Origin of the sequence: Sporosarcina sp. P16b (genome assembly GCF_002743065.1) — a bacterium.
Classification (GTDB): domain Bacteria; phylum Bacillota; class Bacilli; order Bacillales_A; family Planococcaceae; genus Sporosarcina.
In genome coordinates this window covers 37,711-56,244 of the sequence record NZ_PDYO01000011.1, presented here as the reverse complement: position 1 = coordinate 56,244, position 18,534 = coordinate 37,711, and the positions used below count along the sequence as shown (strand labels likewise).

Here is an 18,534-nt window from a genome sequence, read left to right as displayed (position 1 = left end):
GCAAATTCGAGCCATGTACTTTGAAAGTTGGGAGCGTTTCCGATATATCCATCTCTGGTTTGTTAAAAGAATCTTCTAGAAGGATTCTTGTGGTTGAGAGGGGTCATATCAATTACACTTATCGTAATTGCGTCCAGATTTTTATACAGCACAATGTAAAACCCGTGACATACAAGGAAAGCTCGGTCCTTGCCGAGCGGTGAAAACAGCAAATCATTGCTAGTCTGCCTACTAATCACCGTTTTATTCAAAAAAAAGTACTCTCCGTATAATATAACGGAAGAGTGCCGTGTAAATGTATCCAATTCCTTTCATCATTCTACCATGGCTTACACAAGACTGCAACGAATCCGCTTAAGTTCCATTAATCAGTCTTCGTCCATGAACTTCAGTACTTTCGGGAACCACACATGGCGATCTTCGCTATAACAAATATGATGTTTGCCATTCTTCGAATAAATCAAGTGTTTTTCTTTTGATCCGAGTTGCTCGTATAGTAACTCTGCCGTAAATGCGGGAACGATTCCATCTTGCTCTCCTTGCACGATAAAAACAGGTGTTTTGACTTGATGATAATACCGCCGCACTAAGCGAAGGACGCGTAAAAACTCTATTGCTACACGAACAGGTGTATTTGTCAGCTTATAGTTATACAGATGATAAAACGAGTCTGCAGGATAGTTCCTACGTCTAAACGACCTCATCATGATTCTGGCATCATCTAATAAAATACGCGGACTAATATACTTCGCCGCAGCACTTAGTAAAATAAGCTTTTTTATTGGGTAGCGTAGTGCCAAATACATAGCGATCAAGCCCCCCATAGAGAAGCCGACGACTACGACGTCATCCACTTCTTTCTGTAGTTTTCGTAATGCTAATTCCGCCACCATCATCCATGACTTGGCGGAGCCTTTCTGTACGCCTAGATCCATTTCATGCCCCGGTAAAACAGGCACGACTATTTTCCAATTGGTATGATTCTCTAGAAATCTTTTGAACGGTGCGATTTCAAAAGGACCACCCGTGAATCCGTGAATGATGAGAACACCTGTTGTCACAACTTTTCCTCTGCGAGTATCTCTATGATCCGTTCTAGTTTCATTCCTCTAGACCCTTTAAACAACACCACTGTCTGATCCGTTAGTTTTGGGCGCAATGCATCCGCAAGCAATACCGTGTCGTTCGCAGTCCACATAATTTCTCCAGGGTAATCCTTCAACTGGTTTGACAACCACTTCATACGGGGTCCAAATAGCGCAATCCCACTTACGTTCATAGTATTCAATTCTTCCGCGAGCTCTTCATGGTAGCGCTGTTCATCGGTACCAAGCTCTAGCATATCCCCAAGGACAAGCCACTTGTTTTGTTTGACTGACGTTTCATCAATAAAACGGAACGCCGCACGCATGGAAGTGGGCGCAGCATTGTATGCATCATTAATTAGTAATGAACCGTTTTTCCCCGCTATAGGTTGCATGCGCATATCCGTTAATGTTGTTTCACTCAATGACTCTTCAATTTGTTTTTCTGTTAGACCTAACTCGTTTGCGATTATAATCGCGGCCAGTGCATTCTTCACTTGATGAGAACCGTAAACAGGAATGGTAAACTGCCCTTCAAGCTTACCGGTTACAGTGAATGCACTACCTTTATCGGTAGATATAATTTGTTGCGCAGTCAAATCAGCCTGTTCATAACCGAATGACACACTTCGCAAACTTGACTGTTGATGTACTAATTCTTTTAATAACGGTTCATCACCATCGTAAAGCAACATACCGCCACTCACCAGACCGTCGATGATTTCAAACTTTGCCTTTGCAATCCCTTCGCGTGAACCTAGGTCTTGCATATGTGCCTCACCAATATTGGTTATGACTGTAAACTGTGGTTGAGCAAGCGTTGATAGAAATGAAATTTCTCCAAAGCCGCTCATCCCCATTTCAAGAATAGCGACTTCTGTGTCATCTTCAACAGATAATAACGTCAATGGCAAGCCAAGCTCATTATTGAAGTTACCTTCCGTTTTCTTGACCTTGCGATAAGGTGACAATACCCCTGCAATCAAATCCTTAGTCGACGTTTTACCATTCGACCCTGTGACTCCGATGACAGTACACCTTAATTCACTTCGGTAGCTACGGGCCATTTGCTGTAATGCGAGCTCTGAATCCTCGACGAATAGAAGAGGTAGACCTGCCGGTGGATTAGGTTCATCTTTTAGCCAAAGTGACGCGATTGCACCTTGCTCAATTGCCCCTTTAACGTATTGATGACCATTTACTTGTTCACCTCTAAAAGGGATGAACAAGTCCCCCGCTTTCACATTCCGTGAATCGATGCAGACACCTGTCACTTGTTGCTCTGCGATATGCTGTCCTTCTGCCTGAAGCCATTGCTGGATCGTTGATAGATTTCGTTTCACGTTTCTTCCTCCACTCAGTCCATTGTATATTGTAGTTGTTGTTTTTCTGTATGACGTTCTACTGCCAGTTCAATTAGCTGATCAATTAATTCTGGATAAGTCAATCCAGACTTTTGCCACAGTAATGGGAACATACTTGTCGGTGTGAAGCCAGGTAATGTATTTACTTCATTGATCAATACTTCGTTGTCTGTCGTGACGAAAAAGTCTGCACGTACGAGTCCTGAACAGTCCAGAACTTTAAATGCACGGATTGCCATATCTTTCATATGCTCTGCAACTACATTGGGCATTTCTGCTGGAATAGATAACTCCGTGCTTTGGTCTTTATATTTCGCTTCATAGTCGTAAAAGTCAGCAACCGGACGGATTTCTCCTGCTACCGATACTTCAGGATGGTCGTTACCCAAAACCGCCATTTCAATTTCACGTGCCACAATTCCTTGCTCTACAATGATTTTGCGGTCAAATTTCAATGCCAACTCAATCGCTTTTTTGAGCGATTTGCGATCATCTGCTTTACTGATACCTACACTTGATCCAAGGTTGGCCGGTTTGACGAACATTGGATACGTAAGTTCGTGTTCCGCTTGATCTAATAATTGCTCAGCGTGTTCTTTCCACGTACTGCGAATGAAGTGGACATATGCAACTTGTGCTAACCCTGCTTGTGCGAATAATTGTTTCATGACGACTTTATCCATACCTGCTGAAGAAGCGAGCACTCCGTTCCCTGCGTATGGAATATTTAAGACTTCAAATAGTCCTTGTACTGTTCCGTCTTCTCCGTTCGTTCCGTGAAGAAGCGGCAAAACAACATCAGGCATATCTCCTTGCAAAAAACTTTCAATATGATCGGGCTGTGGTTGTTCACTTTTCAGACGTAATGCCTCAATCTCCGTGACCGGTCCAGTCAATGGCTCCCCTTTCAGCCATTCACCTTGCATCGTAATATAGATTGGTAATACTTCATATTTACTTAAATCAACCGCCTCTGTTACTGCGCGCGCTGTAGAAAGCGACACTTCATGCTCCGCGGATTTCCCGCCATATACTAAACCTAACCGTCTTTTCATGTAATCTCCTCACATTCCGTAGTTTTCATTCATACAGTTTACCATGAACAGTGCCAATTCATGAATGAAAAACCAACGTTCTCCACTTCTTTTCCTTTTCGTAGAAACCAATCATTTCACAACTCGTCTATTAATGGGTGTACTTCTTAAAAAGTTTTGCTATATAATAGGTAATTATAATAAGAGAATACTAGCTTAAGAAAAGGTGATTTCATAATTGAAACAATCAAACAGGCTAGGTGAACGATTCGACTGGACACTTGCCTTTATCATTTTACTTTTCGCGATTGTCAGTTTTTTCGTCATTGGATCCGCTCAAACCTCCGAGCAATATACACAGAATTTCGTTTTAAAACAAGTGAGATGGTATATACTCGGTTCTTTCATCGTAGCAATGGTCATGTATTTTGAACCCGATCAATATAAAAAGTTCGCTTGGTATTTCTATGGCTTTGGTATTTTCTTGTTGATTTTTCTCATGTTGGCACCCGGCGGTCCAGGGCAAATTGCAGAAATGCGCTATAGCGCAAAACGTTGGTTGCATTTACCCGTCATTGGGACAATCCAGCCTGCCGAGTTCATTAAGACATTCTTTATTATCGGACTTGCCAAGTTGGTCAGCACACATAACGAACGCTCGTTAAACAGAACATATACGACAGATCTACAGTTGCTCGGTAAAATTGCGCTAATGCTTGTCGTTCCGTTGTTTCTTATCATGAAGCAGCCCGACCTTGGAACTTCACTCGTCTTCATTTCGATTACCGCTGCTATCGTCATCGTGTCCGGTATCTCATGGAAATTACTCGTACCTATCTTTACCTTAGGAGCCGCAGCCGCAGGCGGGTTACTGTGGATGTCACTATTCGCACAAGATTTGCTCGATAATTTCGGGTTTTCACCTTATCAGTTCAAACGTGTCTATTCGTGGCTCGACCCCTACTCTTATCCAACAGATGAAGGGTATAACTTGATTACGGCAATGACCGCAATAGGCTCAGGACAACTGACGGGTAAAGGCTTTCTGGAGCGCGTTGTATACATCCCCGAGAACCACACGGACTTTATCTTCAGTGTAATAGGAGAAGAATACGGTTTTATCGGTGCTTGTTTAGTTATCACACTGTATTTCATTTTAATTTACCATTTAACGAAAGTTGCTCTTTCTTTGCACGATCCGTTCAGTGTGTATGTTTGTACGGGTGTCATTGCGATGATTGCGTTCCACGTATTTGAAAACATCGGGATGAATATACAGCTGTTACCTATTACAGGTATCCCTCTTCCATTTATCAGTTATGGAGGAAGTTCCTTGTTCAGTAATATGTTAGCAATCGGCTTGATCTTCAGTATGAAGTTCCATCAGCGAACGTATTTATTCGACGCGGATGACAATGACTAACATCAAACGAATCTGACTCCCTTTCCGAGCAACCATAAATTGTGTAGAATGTATAGGAAAGGGAGGTTTTTTTATGTCAACTTTACCAAATTGTCCGAAGTGCCAATCTGAATACGTATATGAAGATGGAAACCTTCTTGTTTGTCCAGAGTGCGCCTACGAATGGATGCCTGGATCGACGGAAGAACACGATGAAACAGGTATGCCAGAGATCAAGGATGCAAATGGCAACGTGTTACAAGATGGAGATTCTGTAACGGTCATTAAAGATTTAAAAGTAAAAGGAAGTTCCAATCCATTGAAAATGGGGACGAAAGTGAAAAGTATTCGCTTAGTCGACGGTGACCATAATATTGATTGTAAGATCGATGGATTTGGCGCCATGCAATTAAAGTCGGAGTTTGTGAAGAAAATTTAAAACATAAACTAACGCGAAAAGCTCACTCCTAAATTTAATCGGGGGTGAGCTTTTCGTATGGTCTTTTATTTAATTAGCTTGAACGGGTGGTGCTTGTACGGCAGGCGTCAATGCTTGCAACATATCACTTCTGGATTTTGTGAGTTTTGCGGAAACACCAAGCTTCGCCAAGTTGGAAATAATTTTCTTGAAATCCATTTCTTTAGCCACTTCTTCCACCTCAACCTTCCTAGTCAGTTATATAGACGTTTGATTGCTCGTGAAGTTCTATATTTTTAAAATGTATTATGGTCCTTATTATACCACGCTAACCACCTTTTAAATCTTTCTTTTTTGTTACATTTTCACCTTTTTTGCAAGTTTTAAACCCAAATACGTAAAATTGGATATTTTGACATACCCCCTATACGTATATTAAACTGAATATACACGAAAGGTGGTGGATATCGAGTGGCGTTACTACCTGAAGATCCTTCTCTGGATACAGTAGAAACTTCTTGTCGCAAAAGTCATCATCCGGAAGAAATTAAGACGAACTTGAGTCATCGTCTAAACCGTATCGAAGGTCAGATACGAGGCATTAAAGGTATGATAGAGCGCGATGTGTATTGTGATGATATTATTACTCAACTATCTGCTACACAATCTGCTTTAAACAGTGTGGCAAATGTTTTGTTGGACGGACACTTAAAAGGCTGTGTCAAAAATCGATTAGCTGAAGGCGATGAAGAAGTCTTAGACGAACTGGCTAAGACTATAGCTAAATTAATTAGAAAATAGGAGGAATTAGAGATGACTACAACTACTTTGAATGTCAAAGGTATGACATGCAATCACTGTGTACAAGCAGTAGAAAGTGCATTAACGGAATTACCAGGAGTAGAACGTGCTTTGGTTGATTTGAAAGCGAATAGTGTAGCCGTGCAGTTTGACGAATCTGTTGTAACCATTGAAAAAATGACAGAAGCCATTGAAGATCAAGGATATGATGTCGAAGCGTAACAAGAAAGGTGACCAGCATCATGAATGAGCAAAAAAAAGAAATTGCTATTACAGGTATGACGTGTGTCGCTTGTGCTAACCGCATTGAAAAAGGGTTGCAACAAATGGAAGGCGTATCGGCAGCTACTGTCAATTTCGCTACGGAAAAAGCAGCCGTTACATTTGACTCCAACCAAATAGGATTAACTGAAGTGGAAGAACGAATTCGAAAACTAGGTTATGACGTACAGATAGAAGAAGTGAATCTTAACATTCGCGGTATGACGTGCGCCGCTTGTTCCGCGCGAATTGAAAAAGTATTGTCACGAATGCCAGGCATTCAATCCGCCACCGTCAACTTGGCACTTGAAACCGCTCATATTAGCTATGATCCAGCCGCTTTAGAATTAGCAGATATTTTGCAGAAGATCAAAAAAGTGGGTTATGAAGCATCACCCCGAATAGAAGAATCGGATAGTGAAACAGATTATCGACAGAAAGACATTGATGAAAAGATGCGCAAGCTAATTTTTTCATCTATCCTATCATTACCACTTTTGTGGACCATGTTTGCACATTTTTCCTTTACTTCTTGGATGTATGTGCCCGAAATTTTTATGAATCCATATTTCCAATGGATACTAGCAACGCCTGTTCAGTTTTGGATTGGGGCCACATTTTATAAAGGTGCGTATGCAGCACTACGTAACGGTAGCGCCAATATGGACGTATTGGTTGTTCTTGGTACATCTGCTGCGTACTTCTATTCGGTCTACCTTACGTTAACTGGTTACGCACTAGATCACGGCTTATATTTCGAAACAAGTGCAGTTTTGATTACATTGATTTTATTAGGTAAATTATTCGAGGCACGCGCAAAAGGCCGGTCTTCAGATGCAATCAAAAACCTTATGAAGTTGCAACCGCAAGTGGCTATTCTGGAGCGCAACGGAGAAGCTGTGGAAATATCCATTCATGAAGTAACCCACGGAGATATTCTCGTCATTCGACCAGGAGCTTCTATTCCCGTTGACGGACTGGTAGTATCTGGAGCCTCCGCAGTGGATGAATCGATGCTAACGGGCGAAAGTTTACCTGTCGATAAACAAAAGGGCGATGAAGTGTTTGCGGCTACCGTGAACACCAATGGTTCATTACGAATAAAAGCATCGAATGTCGGTAAAGACACGATGATTTCCACTATTATTCGCGTAGTAGAGGAAGCACAAGGTTCAAAAGCACCGATCCAGAGACTAGCTGACCAGATCTCTAGCGTGTTTGTACCTATCGTTGTAGGGATTGCGGTCATCACGTTCCTCATATGGTATTTCATAGTTGCACCTGGTGATTTCGAAGCTTCCTTAACAAGCATGATTGCTGTTTTAGTCATTGCCTGTCCATGCGCGCTTGGTCTCGCCACCCCTACTTCCATCATGGCAGGTTCAGGACGGGCGGCCGAAGAAGGCGTGTTGTTTAAAACTGCCGTCGCAATGGAACAAACTCGGTCGATCGATACGATAGTTTTTGATAAAACAGGAACCATTACAAAAGGTCTTCCAGAACTAACAGATTTCCACGTTCGCAATGAAAAGCAGCGTATGTCACTACTGTCACTTGCTGCTGCGGCTGAGAGTGACTCCGAGCATCCAGTGGCAAAAGCCATTACGTCACATGGGCTGCAGCATCTTTCTTCGTTACCTACCGTTGAGTCATTTGAAGCAATTCCCGGTTACGGAATTCAAACAATAATTGACGGGCAAAACATTTTACTAGGAACGAGAAACCTACTTTCGCTCCATGACGTGGAATTTGATTCTACAATTGCTTCCGTAGAACAAATGGAAGGCGACGGCAAGACCGTCATGTTCATGGCGGTAGACGGTATACATGAAGCAATTATTGCCGTCGCAGATACCATTAAAGATACATCGAAGCAAGCAATCGCTGAGCTTCGTGCGATGAATCTCGATGTCATCATGTTGACTGGTGATCAACATATGACGGCGAAAGCGATTGCAAATACCGCAGGCATTGACCATGTCATTGCAGGTGTGTTGCCGGACCGTAAGGCAGAGGTCATCCGCACCTTACAAGCTGAAGGAAAGCGCGTAGCTATGGTCGGTGACGGCATAAACGACGCACCCGCTCTTGCGGTAGCCGATATTGGTATGGCAATGGGTACCGGAACAGCGGTCGCGATGGAAGCGGCTGACGTCACACTTATGCATGGTGATTTGTTGCGTGTAGTGGATACGCTGAATATGAGTGAGTTGACGGTCAGAAATATTAAGCAGAACTTGTTCTGGGCGTTGGCGTATAACTCGATCGGTATTCCAATTGCAGCAGCTGGTTTGTTAGCTCCTTGGTTAGCAGGTGCTGCGATGGCATTTAGTTCAGTGTCAGTTGTATTGAACGCGTTACGATTGCAGCGTGTGAAGCTGCATTAAGAAAAATATAAGGCTACCCGAGGAATCGTAAATGACTTCCAAGGGCAGTCTTTTTCTTTTCTGAAGTGAAGGATTAAATAAGCTAAACAGATAGGCTGGCAAGGTTGTTGGGTTGGGGATTTGCGTTTCGGAGGGGACGCGTGTCTTATGGGTCCGCGGTGAGCCAACCAATAGGGAGCTCGCGACCTGGTTGGCTCACCGAGAGCCCATAGGAAAGCGACCGCCAACCGGAGCTTCTATCCCCTTACTGCTACTTGAATGATCCTCCTATTCATCGTACGATAAGAAAGAAACTATTCATTCAGAAAGCAGGTTACACATGAAGAAAACGATCTTATTATTAATGTCCGTCCAGTTCTTCGTTTATCTTGGCTTCGGCATCATTATCCCTATTCTACCCGAGGTTATACTCGCTGAAGGCTTTTCGAAAGTGCATGTCGGTGGCTTGCTGACAATTTATGCCTTGTCTTCATTTTTCACTGCACCGTTATGGGGCGCGCTGTCTGACCGCACTGGTAGAAAGAAACTGATTATGATTGGATTACTTGGCTTTAGCGTCAGTTTCTTTTTATTCGCAGCATTCATGCACCATATTGTATTGCTCTATGTTTCACGTGTAGTAGGGGGTATTTTCTCAGGTGCGCTGTACACGGCCGTAACGGGTTTTGTCGCTGATATCACGACTGAGGAGAATCGTAATAAATATATGGGTTTGCTCGGTATGTCTATCGGTCTTGGCTTTATTTTCGGCCCAGCAATTGGTGGTATTCTTGGTGACGTTCATTTGCAATTACCATTCATCGCTTCTGGTGCTTTAACGTTATTATTAGCAGTGTACGCTATGATTGTTCTGAAAGAGCCAAAACGTCATAGTGAAGGAAATAAACGGACAATTATTCCCAAAGGTGCCTCTATTCTATGGACGTATCGTATTCGTTATCTATTTATCACTTCATTCATTATTACTTTTTTACTTGCTGGTGTGGAAGCAACATTCCAACTCTTTCAAATAGATAAGATTCAAATCACGCCATTGCAACTTGGGTATTTATTTATGGCTAGTGGCTTAGTAGATGCAGCCATTCAAGGCGGCGTGGTACGACGTGTCAAAAACGGAACGGAAACTTCGTGGATTATCGTTGCGCAAGTCGTTACGGCAATTGGACTTATACTCATTCCATTTTCCACAAGCTTGCTTTGGGCAGGTTTTGCGATGAGCGTATTCACCGCCGGTAATGCACTAGTTCGGACAGTACTCGTATCTCTTACAACGAAAGAATCAGGTGGTATGTATGGTACTGCGGCAGGTCTCTCATACTCGATGGATAATATGGGACGTATTATTGGACCGTTGTTATTTACGTGGGTATTCACCATGCAGGCAGGAAATATGTACTTTGTTTCCGCCATCATAGCTCTACTATCCATAGGACTCGTATTTATTTTCCGGAAATCTACACGCTCTTTGCGAAACACAACAGACCCAATTGTGTAATATGAAGCGTAAGAAGCTTCATATTACACTATAAATAGGTTATTTATTCGCAACTCCGTTATACTAAAGGAATAGTATATACCCTATGGGAGGAAGCATATGACGCAAGTTATTAGTTTGATTATCACAAGCACGTTGATTATTAATATATTTCTCGCCATTGCGTTGATATTTTTAGAGCGTCGGGATCCTACAAGTACTTGGGCATGGCTCCTCGTGCTGTTCTTTGTTCCGATTTTAGGTTTCATTATCTATTTATTACTCGGCCGCCAATTGCGTGAAAAGCACTTATTCCGCTGGGAAGGTAGGAGTAAGATTGGTATTGAAAAGCTGATTAATTATCAACTCGAGGCTATTGAAAATGAGACGTTTGAGTTTCTAAAGACCGATACGGAAGAATATGACGATATGATTTACTTACATTTACGTAATAATCATTCCGTATTAACACAAGATAATGATGTGAAGGTATATACGGATGGTCGTGATAAATTCGACGCATTACTGCAAGACTTAGAAAATGCTCGTGATCATATCCATATTCAGTATTATATTTTCCGACTGGATGGCATAGGAAAGCAGATCGAAAAGATTCTAATCAGTAAAGCGAAATCGGGTGTAAAAGTCCGAATGCTGTTTGACGATATTGGTTCACGTGGTTTGCATGTGAAAAATTTTCATGAATTGATCGATAGCGGTGGTGAAGTGGCAGCGTTCTTCCCCGCCTTGCTACCATTGATCAATCCACGTTTAAATTACCGGAATCATCGGAAGATTGTAATTGTCGATGGACGAATTGGTTACATCGGTGGATTTAACGTTGGGGATGAATATTTGGGTCTTAGCAAGAAATTCGGTTACTGGCGCGATACCCATCTCCGAATAGAGGGAAGTGCAGTTCATCCATTACAAACGCGCTTTATACTCGATTGGAATCAAGCTTCTCCTAAAACAAATATTCAATACAATGAACGATTTTTCCCTGCGATTCCTCGCAAAGGGGATGTCGGCTTGCAGATTGTGTCTAGCGGACCTGATTCGGAGTGGGAAGATATTAAAGATGGCTATTTGAAAATGATATTTTTGGCACAAGACTACATCTATATTCAGACGCCTTATTTTATTCCTGATACGAGTATGCTTGATGCACTCCGAATCGCGTGTCTATCGGGTGTAGACGTGCGAATTATGATTCCTAATAAGCCGGATCATATGTTTGTTTACTGGGCGACCTATTCGAATGTTGGTATTTTATTAAAAGCTGGAGCGAGAATATATATTTATGAAAATGGTTTCATCCATGCTAAGCAAATCGTAGTGGATGATAAAGTTTCGTCAGTAGGAACTGCAAATATAGACGTCCGTAGTTTCCGCTTGAATTTCGAAGTGAATGCTTTCATTTATGATCGAGAAAAATCACATGAGTTGGCAGAGATTTTTGAAGAAGATATTCAAAATTCAACCGAGCTGACATTAGATGCTTATTTGGAGCGTGAACGATTGATTAAAGTGAAGGAATCCATCTCTCGCTTACTTTCCCCCATCTTATAAACCAAACAGCCGACAGAAGATCCTGATCTTCTATCGGCTGTTTTTACCGTACACCCAAATATTCTTCTAGAGTAATGCCACGTTTAAATAGTTGTTCAGCTGTATCTTTTCCGATATACCGATAGTGCCAAGATTCATGCATGTAACCAGTCATTTCTTCTTTCCCTTTAGGATAGCGAAGGATAAATCCGAATCGATGGGCATTGGCAGCAAGCCACTTAGCCGCTTCCGTATCACCGAACGAATTAGACGCCCAATGTTTTTCATGATTGACTTCACCTATATCAAATGCGAGCCCTGTCTGATGCTCAGAATATCCAGGGCGTGCACTATAACGATCGGCCGCCTCTCGCCCATCTCTATCCACATAACGGTTGTATAAGGTGGTTTGATATTCATACGAACGATACGTACTGAACGCCTGCAGATTAATGCCCGATATAACGGCTTCTGCTGCTAACTCATTGAATGCTTCTCTCGCTTCTGCGCTTTCTCCAGGGGCATAGTCTTTCGGTAAAGGATATTGTTTATTGACAAGCAATACACCTTTAATGAGCTTCGGTTCTTTAGGTAACTTTTGCCCTTTTATATAACCAGTGGGATTGGAAGGTTTTATTGGTTTTTGTGGCACTGCTGGCCCTATAGACTTTTCTTCTTGTATTTCTTCTCTGATTAATGGATCTTCTGGCTTCCGAAGTGGCGCTTCACTCGGCATGTCTGATGGGGATGTATTTTCCTGGCTACGCTTTGTCGGACCCGTACTCTCTGAATCCGAAGGCCCTTCTATTTCAAGAAAGTCGACAGTTGGTTTTGATCCATTTTGAATACGATCAACCGCATTTTCTACGCTCCAGCCGTTCGTTCCTATCCATAACACACTACCCGAAAGGATAATTAAGAGAAGAACAATCCCACCATCTATCCATTTGTTTTTCCGCCTACGCTTCTTGGCGGAATATTCATCGTTTTTATTTCTCATGCTATACCCTGCTTTCTTTCTAAATCGCTTATTACACTACCAGTCTATTTTAAATCCAAATTATGCTCTGTTTCAAACTACGTATTCTAGTGTATCACCATTTTTCTTTTTCGTCTGTCTATGCTAGTATTTACGTAACTTAAGATTCAGCCAGTATTGTGAGGTAGTGCATGTGAATAATCAACGTTGGCTCTCGATGAGCTTTTTTATATTTTTCTTTACATGGGGGATCTTTTTACCTTATTGGACAGGTTGGCTGACTTCAGCAAAAGGTCTTTCGGTAACACAAGCTAGCGTCATGATGGGTGTAGGGATGATCGTTAGGTCTTTTTCCACGTTCTTCCTATTTCCGTACGCTACACGAAATATGTCACTCCTGCATGTTATACGTTGGACCATTTTTTTATCCTTCGTTCTCGCGCTTGCTTATATTCCCGAAAGTCCTTTTGCGATTCTATTTGGATTGACGATTTTATTCAGCTCCATTTATCCTATCATTCTTCCGAGCGTGGAAAGTGGTGCATCTTTATTGATGCAACATGGACAAATTCATTATGGCAAGAGCCGCTCATTCGGTTCAATCGGCTACACTGTCGCCCTGCTCTTGATCGGTACGGTAACGGCAATCTGGAGTGAACAAGCCATTTTGTATATGATGATCATCGGACTCGGTATGGGCTTGATATTTTCCTTTCAATCCGTTCCTGTCGTATTGCAATACCATCCAGTTGGAGATTCCGTAGCACAGAAGGGTCAGCTGCGAGCTTTATTCGCCAATAAATCGTTTGTAATCGTCTTATGTATTGCGATTTTACTGCAAGGCTCACATGCTTCGTATTATAACTATGGGTTTATCTTTTTGGATGACATGGGAATCAACGGTTTTTATATCGGATTGATCCTCAATATCGCAGTGCTGTTTGAAATCATATTTTTCACACAGGCGGATCGTTTGCTTACCGGTGTTAAGACGTCGACGATTTTCCTAATAGCCGCAATTGGTTCTTCCATTCGTTGGATTTCCATTTTTCTCTTCCCAATGACTAGTGTATTTATTGCAACACAAGTTCTTCACTCGGTATCATTCGGCATGGCACATTTTGCATTCATTCAATACCTATCAAAGAGCGTGCCACATCGTCTCATCGCTCCTGCGCAAGGTGTCTATGCAGCCGTGGCATTGAGTCTCAGTATCGCGATTTTGACATTCCCTGCCGGATACTTGTATGACCAGTCACCCCGCCTTGCATTCCTCATTATGGCTTTTTGTTCCGTAGGAGCATTGACGGTAAGTTTTGGAACAAGGCATCATATTTCTCGTAAAATTGAATAAAAGGAAAGGCCGCTGTTTTAATTGCGGCCTTTCCTTTGCTTAAAACAGTAAGATGTACGCTAATGCTCCTAGTGAACCTACTCCGAAACCTAGTGCCATCCAAAGCATCCATTTCGCTTCACGCATCAAACCTTCGTTTCTATACATAATGGTTCGTGCGGCATTGGTGAAGGTAAACATGATGAGCATGAACAAAATGGCGAATTCTAAATTTAACTTGATGATAAAGTACAGCGCTGCGGCGGCAGAAGCTGTAATTGCCAAGCCCATGATCCATTTCAATTTCATGCAACTCTTCCTTTCCATTGTTGGCAACAAAAAAAAGCCGGTATGCACCAGCTTTCAGAGTACCTTACTTTTCTTCCGCTACTGGCGGTTCAACATGTTTAAAGTAAAATTTACGTCCAAGATACGTTTGGAAAATTAACAGTAATCCTCCGACTGCCCAATAGAGTGGTAATGCAGCCATTACAGTATACGAAATGAACATAATCATAATAGGTGACATGTAAATAAATAACTTCATTTGTTTCTGTTGCTGTTCAGGCATCGTCCACAATGACACGCGTGCTTGGACAAAGTACACAGCTCCGGCTACTAACATCATAATAATATCGGGTTCACCTAGTTTAAACCACAAGAATTCATGGTTTTTCACTTCAGGTGGTGCATAAAGTATAGCAAAGTATAGGCCCATGATGATTGGCATTTGAATTACAAGCGGTAAACAACCCATGTTTAACGGATTGACACCATGCTTAGAATACAATCCCATCATTTCCTGTTGAAGCTTCATTTGCTCTTCCTTATCCTGAGCTTCCTTAGATGCTTTCATACGCTTTTGGATATCTTCCATTTCTGGTCTTAATCCATCCATCTTTACCTTCATCTCTTGTTGAGATTTATAGTTCTTTAACATCAACGGCATCAAAACTACACGAATCGCTACGGTAATCAGTACGATCGCAAAGCCATAATTCCCATTGAACGCTTCCCCTAGATAATGAAGCAGCCAATCCATCGGTCTAACAAATGTACTGTAAAAAATACCTGTTTTGTTTTCTACACCTGAACAACCACTTAAAAACACAGCAGTAATTGCTAGTAAACTTACGAGTCCTATTCTTTTCTTCAATGATTTCACCTACGCTATCTCAAACTAAAGAAAAGTATACAGCAAACAGCGGTAAATTTACAGCGAATCACCTTTTTTAAAAGTAAATTGAAAGTAATTTCTATCTAAGTCCTTCCGAAAGCGTCTAGGTGTTAATCCCGTATACTTCTTAAAGACACGTGTGAAATAACTTTGATTACAAAAATGAAATCTCTCTGCAATTTCTGCAATCTTTATAGTAGAGAAACGTAAATAAAACTGTATCTCTTCTATTCTACGGATTGTAATATATTCAACTAATGTAACAGATGTATGTTCTCGGAATATGCGAGAAAGGTGACTTGTACTAACATTGAACTGCTTTGCAATTTCTTCAACGATTAATGGGTTTTCAACATTTTCATTTATGTACTGAATGACTTCATTAACCGTTTCATGCGTCAGGGAAGGTTTTATTTTCCCTTTCAAGATGTAACAGTAAAACTCGACTAATTCGTCTCCAATTTCCACCAAGTTTTCTCTATGCAGATTGGTTTCGATCATTTTTATACAAGCCACATTAAAGATAAAGGCATTTCCTTCAGTAAAAATAGATTCCTTTTGTAAGCGTCTTGTGATAATGGAAGAAAGGATAATAAAATAATATTTTACGATTTCATATGAATGTCTAGGTTTATATTCATACAGAATCCCCCTTATTTCCTTAAGACTAGAACGTGCACCGTCTTTCTCCAGATTGAAGATCTGCGTAAGAAATTCTTTTTCTAGATGAAAAAACAACTTCGCTTGCTCTGTGTTTCCTTCTTTCTCAATAACACGGATTAAATCCAAATTAGACGTTTCTATATTCTTGCTCGTCATGAGTATCACCCCACTCATTCTATATATATGACTACGCAAGATCTATTACTATATATACATTATTTTACCTTACCCCCCACAATTATCTACCCCTTATGTAGTTAACGCTATATATGTATTAAAGCGCCCCTTTTAAAGGGGCGCTTTTAGTATTTTACTATGATGAGGTTTAGTTGGATTTATTATTTTTTTCCGCTTCCTTAGTTGATTCATCTTTGTTATATAGCGGTTTATTATCGTTCGTATCTTCGTTTTTCTTGTAAAGACCATCTTTTTTTGCGGCATTTTTATCTGGATCTTGTACTTCTTGGTTGTAGTAATGAACACTTGTCTGTGCTCCCTCAGATACCATGTTGTTATCTCTCAAATCTGTCGGATCTGAATGTCCAACTTTTTCAGTCGCTTGGTCAACCAATTTATTGTTATTAACAAATGTGTCTACTTTTTCTTTCAACACACCTACTGTTTCCATTGCCTTATCACGATTTTCCTTTTTACTAAAGAAAGCGTAAGCACCTGCTGCAAGCGTTGCGAATAATAACCCATTTGATTTTTTAGCCATATTTACCATCCTCCATCGTAATGTAATTGTAGCGAATTTCTACCTACTGCTTAATATACCCCGCAGTCTCACTTTCAAACGTCTACGGCTTGGTTAGTTGCTTTGTAATTGTAAACTTAGGATGCAAATGACTTTTGAAGATCATTTCTTATTTTACGAATAGATCATAGTTTATTAGTTACTTCAGGAGTCATTAGCGTTTTCACCGCATAGTAGTTTTGCAAAGCCTAATTTGTTATACTATGTAGAAAGAGAACTAGAGGTGAGATCACTATGATTCGTAAAATGACAGTAGAAGACATTCCAGATGTTCAACAGATTGCCCATACGGCATGGCAACATACATTTCAACAACATATACCTACAGAAGTGATCAAAGCATATATTGAGCGTACGTATTCTGATTTAATGCTGAAGAAGCAATTGGAAAAGACCATGGTATTGCTCGCAATAGACGAGCTAGGGAATTCTATCGGATATTTAAGCTATACGCCGATTGATGTAGATGGTGAGAGTGAATTAACAGCGCTTCATATGCTTCCTGGGTATTGGAGTAGCGGATACGAGGAAGCATTGTTAAAAGAAGCACTTGTAACGTTACAGGAAGCTGTAAATGTCGATGTGTATGTCGATCAAAATGATATAGCACTTCAAGACTTTTATGCAAAACAAGGATTTAATTTTGTTGAGTCGTTCCCTGAATTATTTGAAGGTGTTTCCGTGAACATTCTTCATTATTCATTGCCCATCACACAACCTGCACATACTTGACCAAAGTGTAGATGAGTTACTAGAAAGACACCGTTTACTACTACTCAATCGGACACTTTCTAGTGATTATGGTCGTCTTTCACTTAAGATAAACTAGCATGTTTTCTTTAATTACAGAGTAACTACTAGACCGTATACTTAAGACCCTTTTCTTAAAGAAAAGGGTCTTTTAATGTCAGTTAGTATTTAGTTCATCCAGTTAGATTGTGTTGAGACGTATTCATCAGATGAAGGTTCGGGAGCCATTGGGGGTTTCTTTGTGAAACAAAGAATGGCCGCGATGTAGAGTAGGATGGATGGCAAGGATAGGAATCCACCTAACAGGCCTGCAACAATGAATAATATACCAGCCGTTTTTGGATTCTTATTGTTCCAAACTTTTACTAGACCAATAATATTCAATACTAAACCTATAAATGCTACCACTACCAAAACCCATATGATAGTAGAAAAAGAGCCCATAAACGACATGAACATATCCACTTCTTCAGTGTTTAATACTCCTTCACTCACAATGCCTTTACGGAATTCATCCATGAATGTTGGATCCGTGCTTGCCATATTCCAAATGAATGCTACTAACGCAGCACCTAAAACGCTCAGTGTCAATAAAACAGCCGATATGATACCGAGTACGCGCTCTGCCGTACGATTAATCATTCCACTTCATCCTCTTCTGCTAGTTTTTTCTCTATTAACTATACGTACAAAAATGAGAAAAGTTTCATAAAGTGATGGGGAACTTTTAACGCGTAGCCATTCAGTAAAACCACTTATGCTTTTACGTCGTTGTATTCATCACTTCGGTCGAACGCATTCACGACATACGAACAAACCGCTTTCATCTTCAATCCTTTTTCACGTGCATTATCGGCTGCTTGGTCAAGCAATTTTTTGGCGACACCTTGACCGCGTAGTGAATCGTCTGTATACGTATGTGTCATCGTCATGATCCCATTTTCTTCAGTCCATTCGATTTCCGCTTTTACATCACCAGCTACTTTATACTGATACGCGTACTTCGTTCCGCCTAACTCCGCGAGCTCAAAATCTAATCCTTCACGCTGTTCCATGTCTTTATTTTCACTCATTCGTATCTCTCCTTTGTAGGTATAC

At 41.0% G+C, this 18,534-nt stretch carries 20 protein-coding genes; 9 read left to right on the top strand and 11 right to left on the bottom strand.

The window, feature by feature from the left end; genetic code table 11:
- Window positions 1-368: 368 nt before the first annotated feature.
- Genes CSV77_RS12295 through CSV77_RS12285 form a run of 3 tightly spaced genes read right to left on the bottom strand, consistent with a single transcriptional unit; the run spans window position 369 to window position 3,504 of the window.
- The gene (locus CSV77_RS12295) at window positions 369-1,061 is read right to left on the bottom strand and encodes an alpha/beta hydrolase (RefSeq protein ID WP_099673656.1); all 693 of its coding nucleotides are present in this window, start codon (window positions 1,059-1,061) and stop codon (window positions 369-371) included.
- On the bottom strand, window positions 1,058-2,428 hold the full coding sequence (locus tag CSV77_RS12290) for a UDP-N-acetylmuramoyl-tripeptide--D-alanyl-D-alanine ligase (protein WP_099673655.1): 1,371 nt from the start codon (window positions 2,426-2,428) through the stop codon (window positions 1,058-1,060). The genes CSV77_RS12295 and CSV77_RS12290 overlap by 4 nt, the downstream gene beginning before the upstream one ends.
- A 14-nt stretch (window positions 2,429-2,442) precedes the next feature.
- On the bottom strand, window positions 2,443-3,504 hold the full coding sequence (locus tag CSV77_RS12285) for a D-alanine--D-alanine ligase (protein ID WP_099673654.1): 1,062 nt from the start codon (window positions 3,502-3,504) through the stop codon (window positions 2,443-2,445).
- Between the two features lie 217 nt (window positions 3,505-3,721).
- On the opposite strand from CSV77_RS12285, the gene CSV77_RS12280 reads away from it, so the two are divergent.
- Window positions 3,722-4,906, top strand: a complete 1,185-nt coding sequence (locus tag CSV77_RS12280; protein WP_099673653.1) for an FtsW/RodA/SpoVE family cell cycle protein — start codon at window positions 3,722-3,724, stop codon at window positions 4,904-4,906.
- A 73-nt stretch (window positions 4,907-4,979) separates the two neighbouring features.
- The gene (locus CSV77_RS12275; RefSeq protein ID WP_099632470.1) at window positions 4,980-5,324 is read left to right on the top strand and encodes a zinc ribbon domain-containing protein YjdM; all 345 of its coding nucleotides are present in this window, start codon (window positions 4,980-4,982) and stop codon (window positions 5,322-5,324) included.
- A gap of 69 nt (window positions 5,325-5,393) precedes the next feature.
- Here CSV77_RS12275 and CSV77_RS16945 read toward each other — a convergent pair whose 3' ends face one another.
- Window positions 5,394-5,543, bottom strand: coding sequence for an Lmo0850 family protein (locus CSV77_RS16945; RefSeq protein ID WP_156890545.1), 150 nt, complete (start codon window positions 5,541-5,543; stop codon window positions 5,394-5,396).
- 231 nt (window positions 5,544-5,774) lie between these two features.
- On the opposite strand from CSV77_RS16945, the gene CSV77_RS12270 reads away from it, so the two are divergent.
- From CSV77_RS12270 to cls, 5 genes are all read left to right on the top strand, one after another.
- Window positions 5,775-6,104 (top strand): metal-sensitive transcriptional regulator, encoded by a 330-nt coding sequence (locus CSV77_RS12270; RefSeq protein WP_233189495.1) that lies wholly within the window; start codon window positions 5,775-5,777, stop codon window positions 6,102-6,104.
- A 12-nt stretch (window positions 6,105-6,116) separates the two neighbouring features.
- Window positions 6,117-6,326, top strand: coding sequence for a copper chaperone CopZ (gene copZ / locus CSV77_RS12265; protein ID WP_099673652.1), 210 nt, complete (start codon window positions 6,117-6,119; stop codon window positions 6,324-6,326).
- Between the two features lie 20 nt (window positions 6,327-6,346).
- A complete protein-coding gene (locus CSV77_RS12260; protein WP_099673651.1) occupies window positions 6,347-8,752 on the top strand; it encodes a heavy metal translocating P-type ATPase in 2,406 nt (801 codons plus the stop codon).
- Between the two features lie 319 nt (window positions 8,753-9,071).
- Window positions 9,072-10,247, top strand: coding sequence for an MFS transporter (locus CSV77_RS12255; RefSeq protein ID WP_099673650.1), 1,176 nt, complete (start codon window positions 9,072-9,074; stop codon window positions 10,245-10,247).
- Between the two features lie 99 nt (window positions 10,248-10,346).
- On the top strand, window positions 10,347-11,798 hold the full coding sequence (cls, locus tag CSV77_RS12250; protein WP_099673649.1) for a cardiolipin synthase: 1,452 nt from the start codon (window positions 10,347-10,349) through the stop codon (window positions 11,796-11,798).
- A gap of 43 nt (window positions 11,799-11,841) precedes the next feature.
- Here the strand turns inward: cls and CSV77_RS12245 are convergent, their stop codons facing one another.
- Window positions 11,842-12,777 (bottom strand): M15 family metallopeptidase, encoded by a 936-nt coding sequence (locus CSV77_RS12245; RefSeq protein WP_099673648.1) that lies wholly within the window; start codon window positions 12,775-12,777, stop codon window positions 11,842-11,844.
- A gap of 172 nt (window positions 12,778-12,949) precedes the next feature.
- Between CSV77_RS12245 and CSV77_RS12240 the strand changes: the two genes are divergently transcribed.
- Window positions 12,950-14,110 carry an MFS transporter gene (locus CSV77_RS12240; protein ID WP_099673647.1) on the top strand — a complete coding sequence of 387 codons (1,161 nt, stop codon included), beginning with the start codon at window positions 12,950-12,952 and terminating at the stop codon, window positions 14,108-14,110.
- A gap of 39 nt (window positions 14,111-14,149) precedes the next feature.
- Here CSV77_RS12240 and CSV77_RS12235 read toward each other — a convergent pair whose 3' ends face one another.
- The 4 genes from CSV77_RS12235 to CSV77_RS12220 form a co-directional block, all read right to left on the bottom strand.
- The gene (locus CSV77_RS12235) at window positions 14,150-14,398 is read right to left on the bottom strand and encodes a hypothetical protein (RefSeq protein ID WP_099632463.1); all 249 of its coding nucleotides are present in this window, start codon (window positions 14,396-14,398) and stop codon (window positions 14,150-14,152) included.
- Between the two features lie 64 nt (window positions 14,399-14,462).
- Complete coding sequence (gene yidC, locus CSV77_RS12230) at window positions 14,463-15,245, bottom strand: membrane protein insertase YidC (protein WP_099635730.1); 783 nt, start codon at window positions 15,243-15,245, stop codon at window positions 14,463-14,465.
- Between the two features lie 57 nt (window positions 15,246-15,302).
- Window positions 15,303-16,085, bottom strand: coding sequence for a helix-turn-helix domain-containing protein (locus CSV77_RS12225; RefSeq protein WP_158232076.1), 783 nt, complete (start codon window positions 16,083-16,085; stop codon window positions 15,303-15,305).
- 169 nt (window positions 16,086-16,254) lie between these two features.
- Window positions 16,255-16,647: a hypothetical protein gene (locus tag CSV77_RS12220; RefSeq protein WP_233189496.1), complete on the bottom strand. Its 393-nt coding sequence runs from the start codon at window positions 16,645-16,647 to the stop codon at window positions 16,255-16,257.
- Window positions 16,648-16,920: 273 nt separating this feature from the next.
- Here CSV77_RS12220 and CSV77_RS12215 point away from each other — a divergent pair, with 273 nt between their 5' ends.
- Complete coding sequence (locus CSV77_RS12215) at window positions 16,921-17,418, top strand: GNAT family N-acetyltransferase (protein ID WP_099673645.1); 498 nt, start codon at window positions 16,921-16,923, stop codon at window positions 17,416-17,418.
- Window positions 17,419-17,604: 186 nt separating this feature from the next.
- Here CSV77_RS12215 and CSV77_RS12210 read toward each other — a convergent pair whose 3' ends face one another.
- Both CSV77_RS12210 and CSV77_RS12205 read right to left on the bottom strand, forming a co-directional pair.
- The gene (locus CSV77_RS12210; RefSeq protein WP_099673644.1) at window positions 17,605-18,078 is read right to left on the bottom strand and encodes a DUF4064 domain-containing protein; all 474 of its coding nucleotides are present in this window, start codon (window positions 18,076-18,078) and stop codon (window positions 17,605-17,607) included.
- Between the two features lie 113 nt (window positions 18,079-18,191).
- On the bottom strand, window positions 18,192-18,509 hold the full coding sequence (locus CSV77_RS12205; protein WP_099673643.1) for a GNAT family N-acetyltransferase: 318 nt from the start codon (window positions 18,507-18,509) through the stop codon (window positions 18,192-18,194).
- Between the last annotated feature and the right edge of the window lie 25 nt (window positions 18,510-18,534).

Coding starts and splice junctions, on each gene's coding strand:
- CSV77_RS12285 (WP_099673654.1), bottom strand. CDS start 3,504: ATGAAAAGACGGTTAGGTTTAGTATATGGCGGGAAATCCGCGGAGCAT.
- CSV77_RS12245 (WP_099673648.1), bottom strand. CDS start 12,777: ATGAGAAATAAAAACGATGAATATTCCGCCAAGAAGCGTAGGCGGAAA.
- CSV77_RS12205 (WP_099673643.1), bottom strand. CDS start 18,509: ATGAGTGAAAATAAAGACATGGAACAGCGTGAAGGATTAGATTTTGAG.
- copZ (WP_099673652.1), top strand. CDS start 6,117: ATGACTACAACTACTTTGAATGTCAAAGGTATGACATGCAATCACTGT.
- CSV77_RS12220 (WP_233189496.1), bottom strand. CDS start 16,647: ATGGCTAAAAAATCAAATGGGTTATTATTCGCAACGCTTGCAGCAGGT.
- CSV77_RS12225 (WP_158232076.1), bottom strand. CDS start 16,085: ATGACGAGCAAGAATATAGAAACGTCTAATTTGGATTTAATCCGTGTT.
- CSV77_RS12210 (WP_099673644.1), bottom strand. CDS start 18,078: ATGATTAATCGTACGGCAGAGCGCGTACTCGGTATCATATCGGCTGTT.
- CSV77_RS12235 (WP_099632463.1), bottom strand. CDS start 14,398: ATGAAATTGAAATGGATCATGGGCTTGGCAATTACAGCTTCTGCCGCC.
- cls (WP_099673649.1), top strand. CDS start 10,347: ATGACGCAAGTTATTAGTTTGATTATCACAAGCACGTTGATTATTAAT.
- CSV77_RS12215 (WP_099673645.1), top strand. CDS start 16,921: ATGATTCGTAAAATGACAGTAGAAGACATTCCAGATGTTCAACAGATT.
- CSV77_RS12275 (WP_099632470.1), top strand. CDS start 4,980: ATGTCAACTTTACCAAATTGTCCGAAGTGCCAATCTGAATACGTATAT.
- CSV77_RS12260 (WP_099673651.1), top strand. CDS start 6,347: ATGAATGAGCAAAAAAAAGAAATTGCTATTACAGGTATGACGTGTGTC.
- CSV77_RS12255 (WP_099673650.1), top strand. CDS start 9,072: ATGAAGAAAACGATCTTATTATTAATGTCCGTCCAGTTCTTCGTTTAT.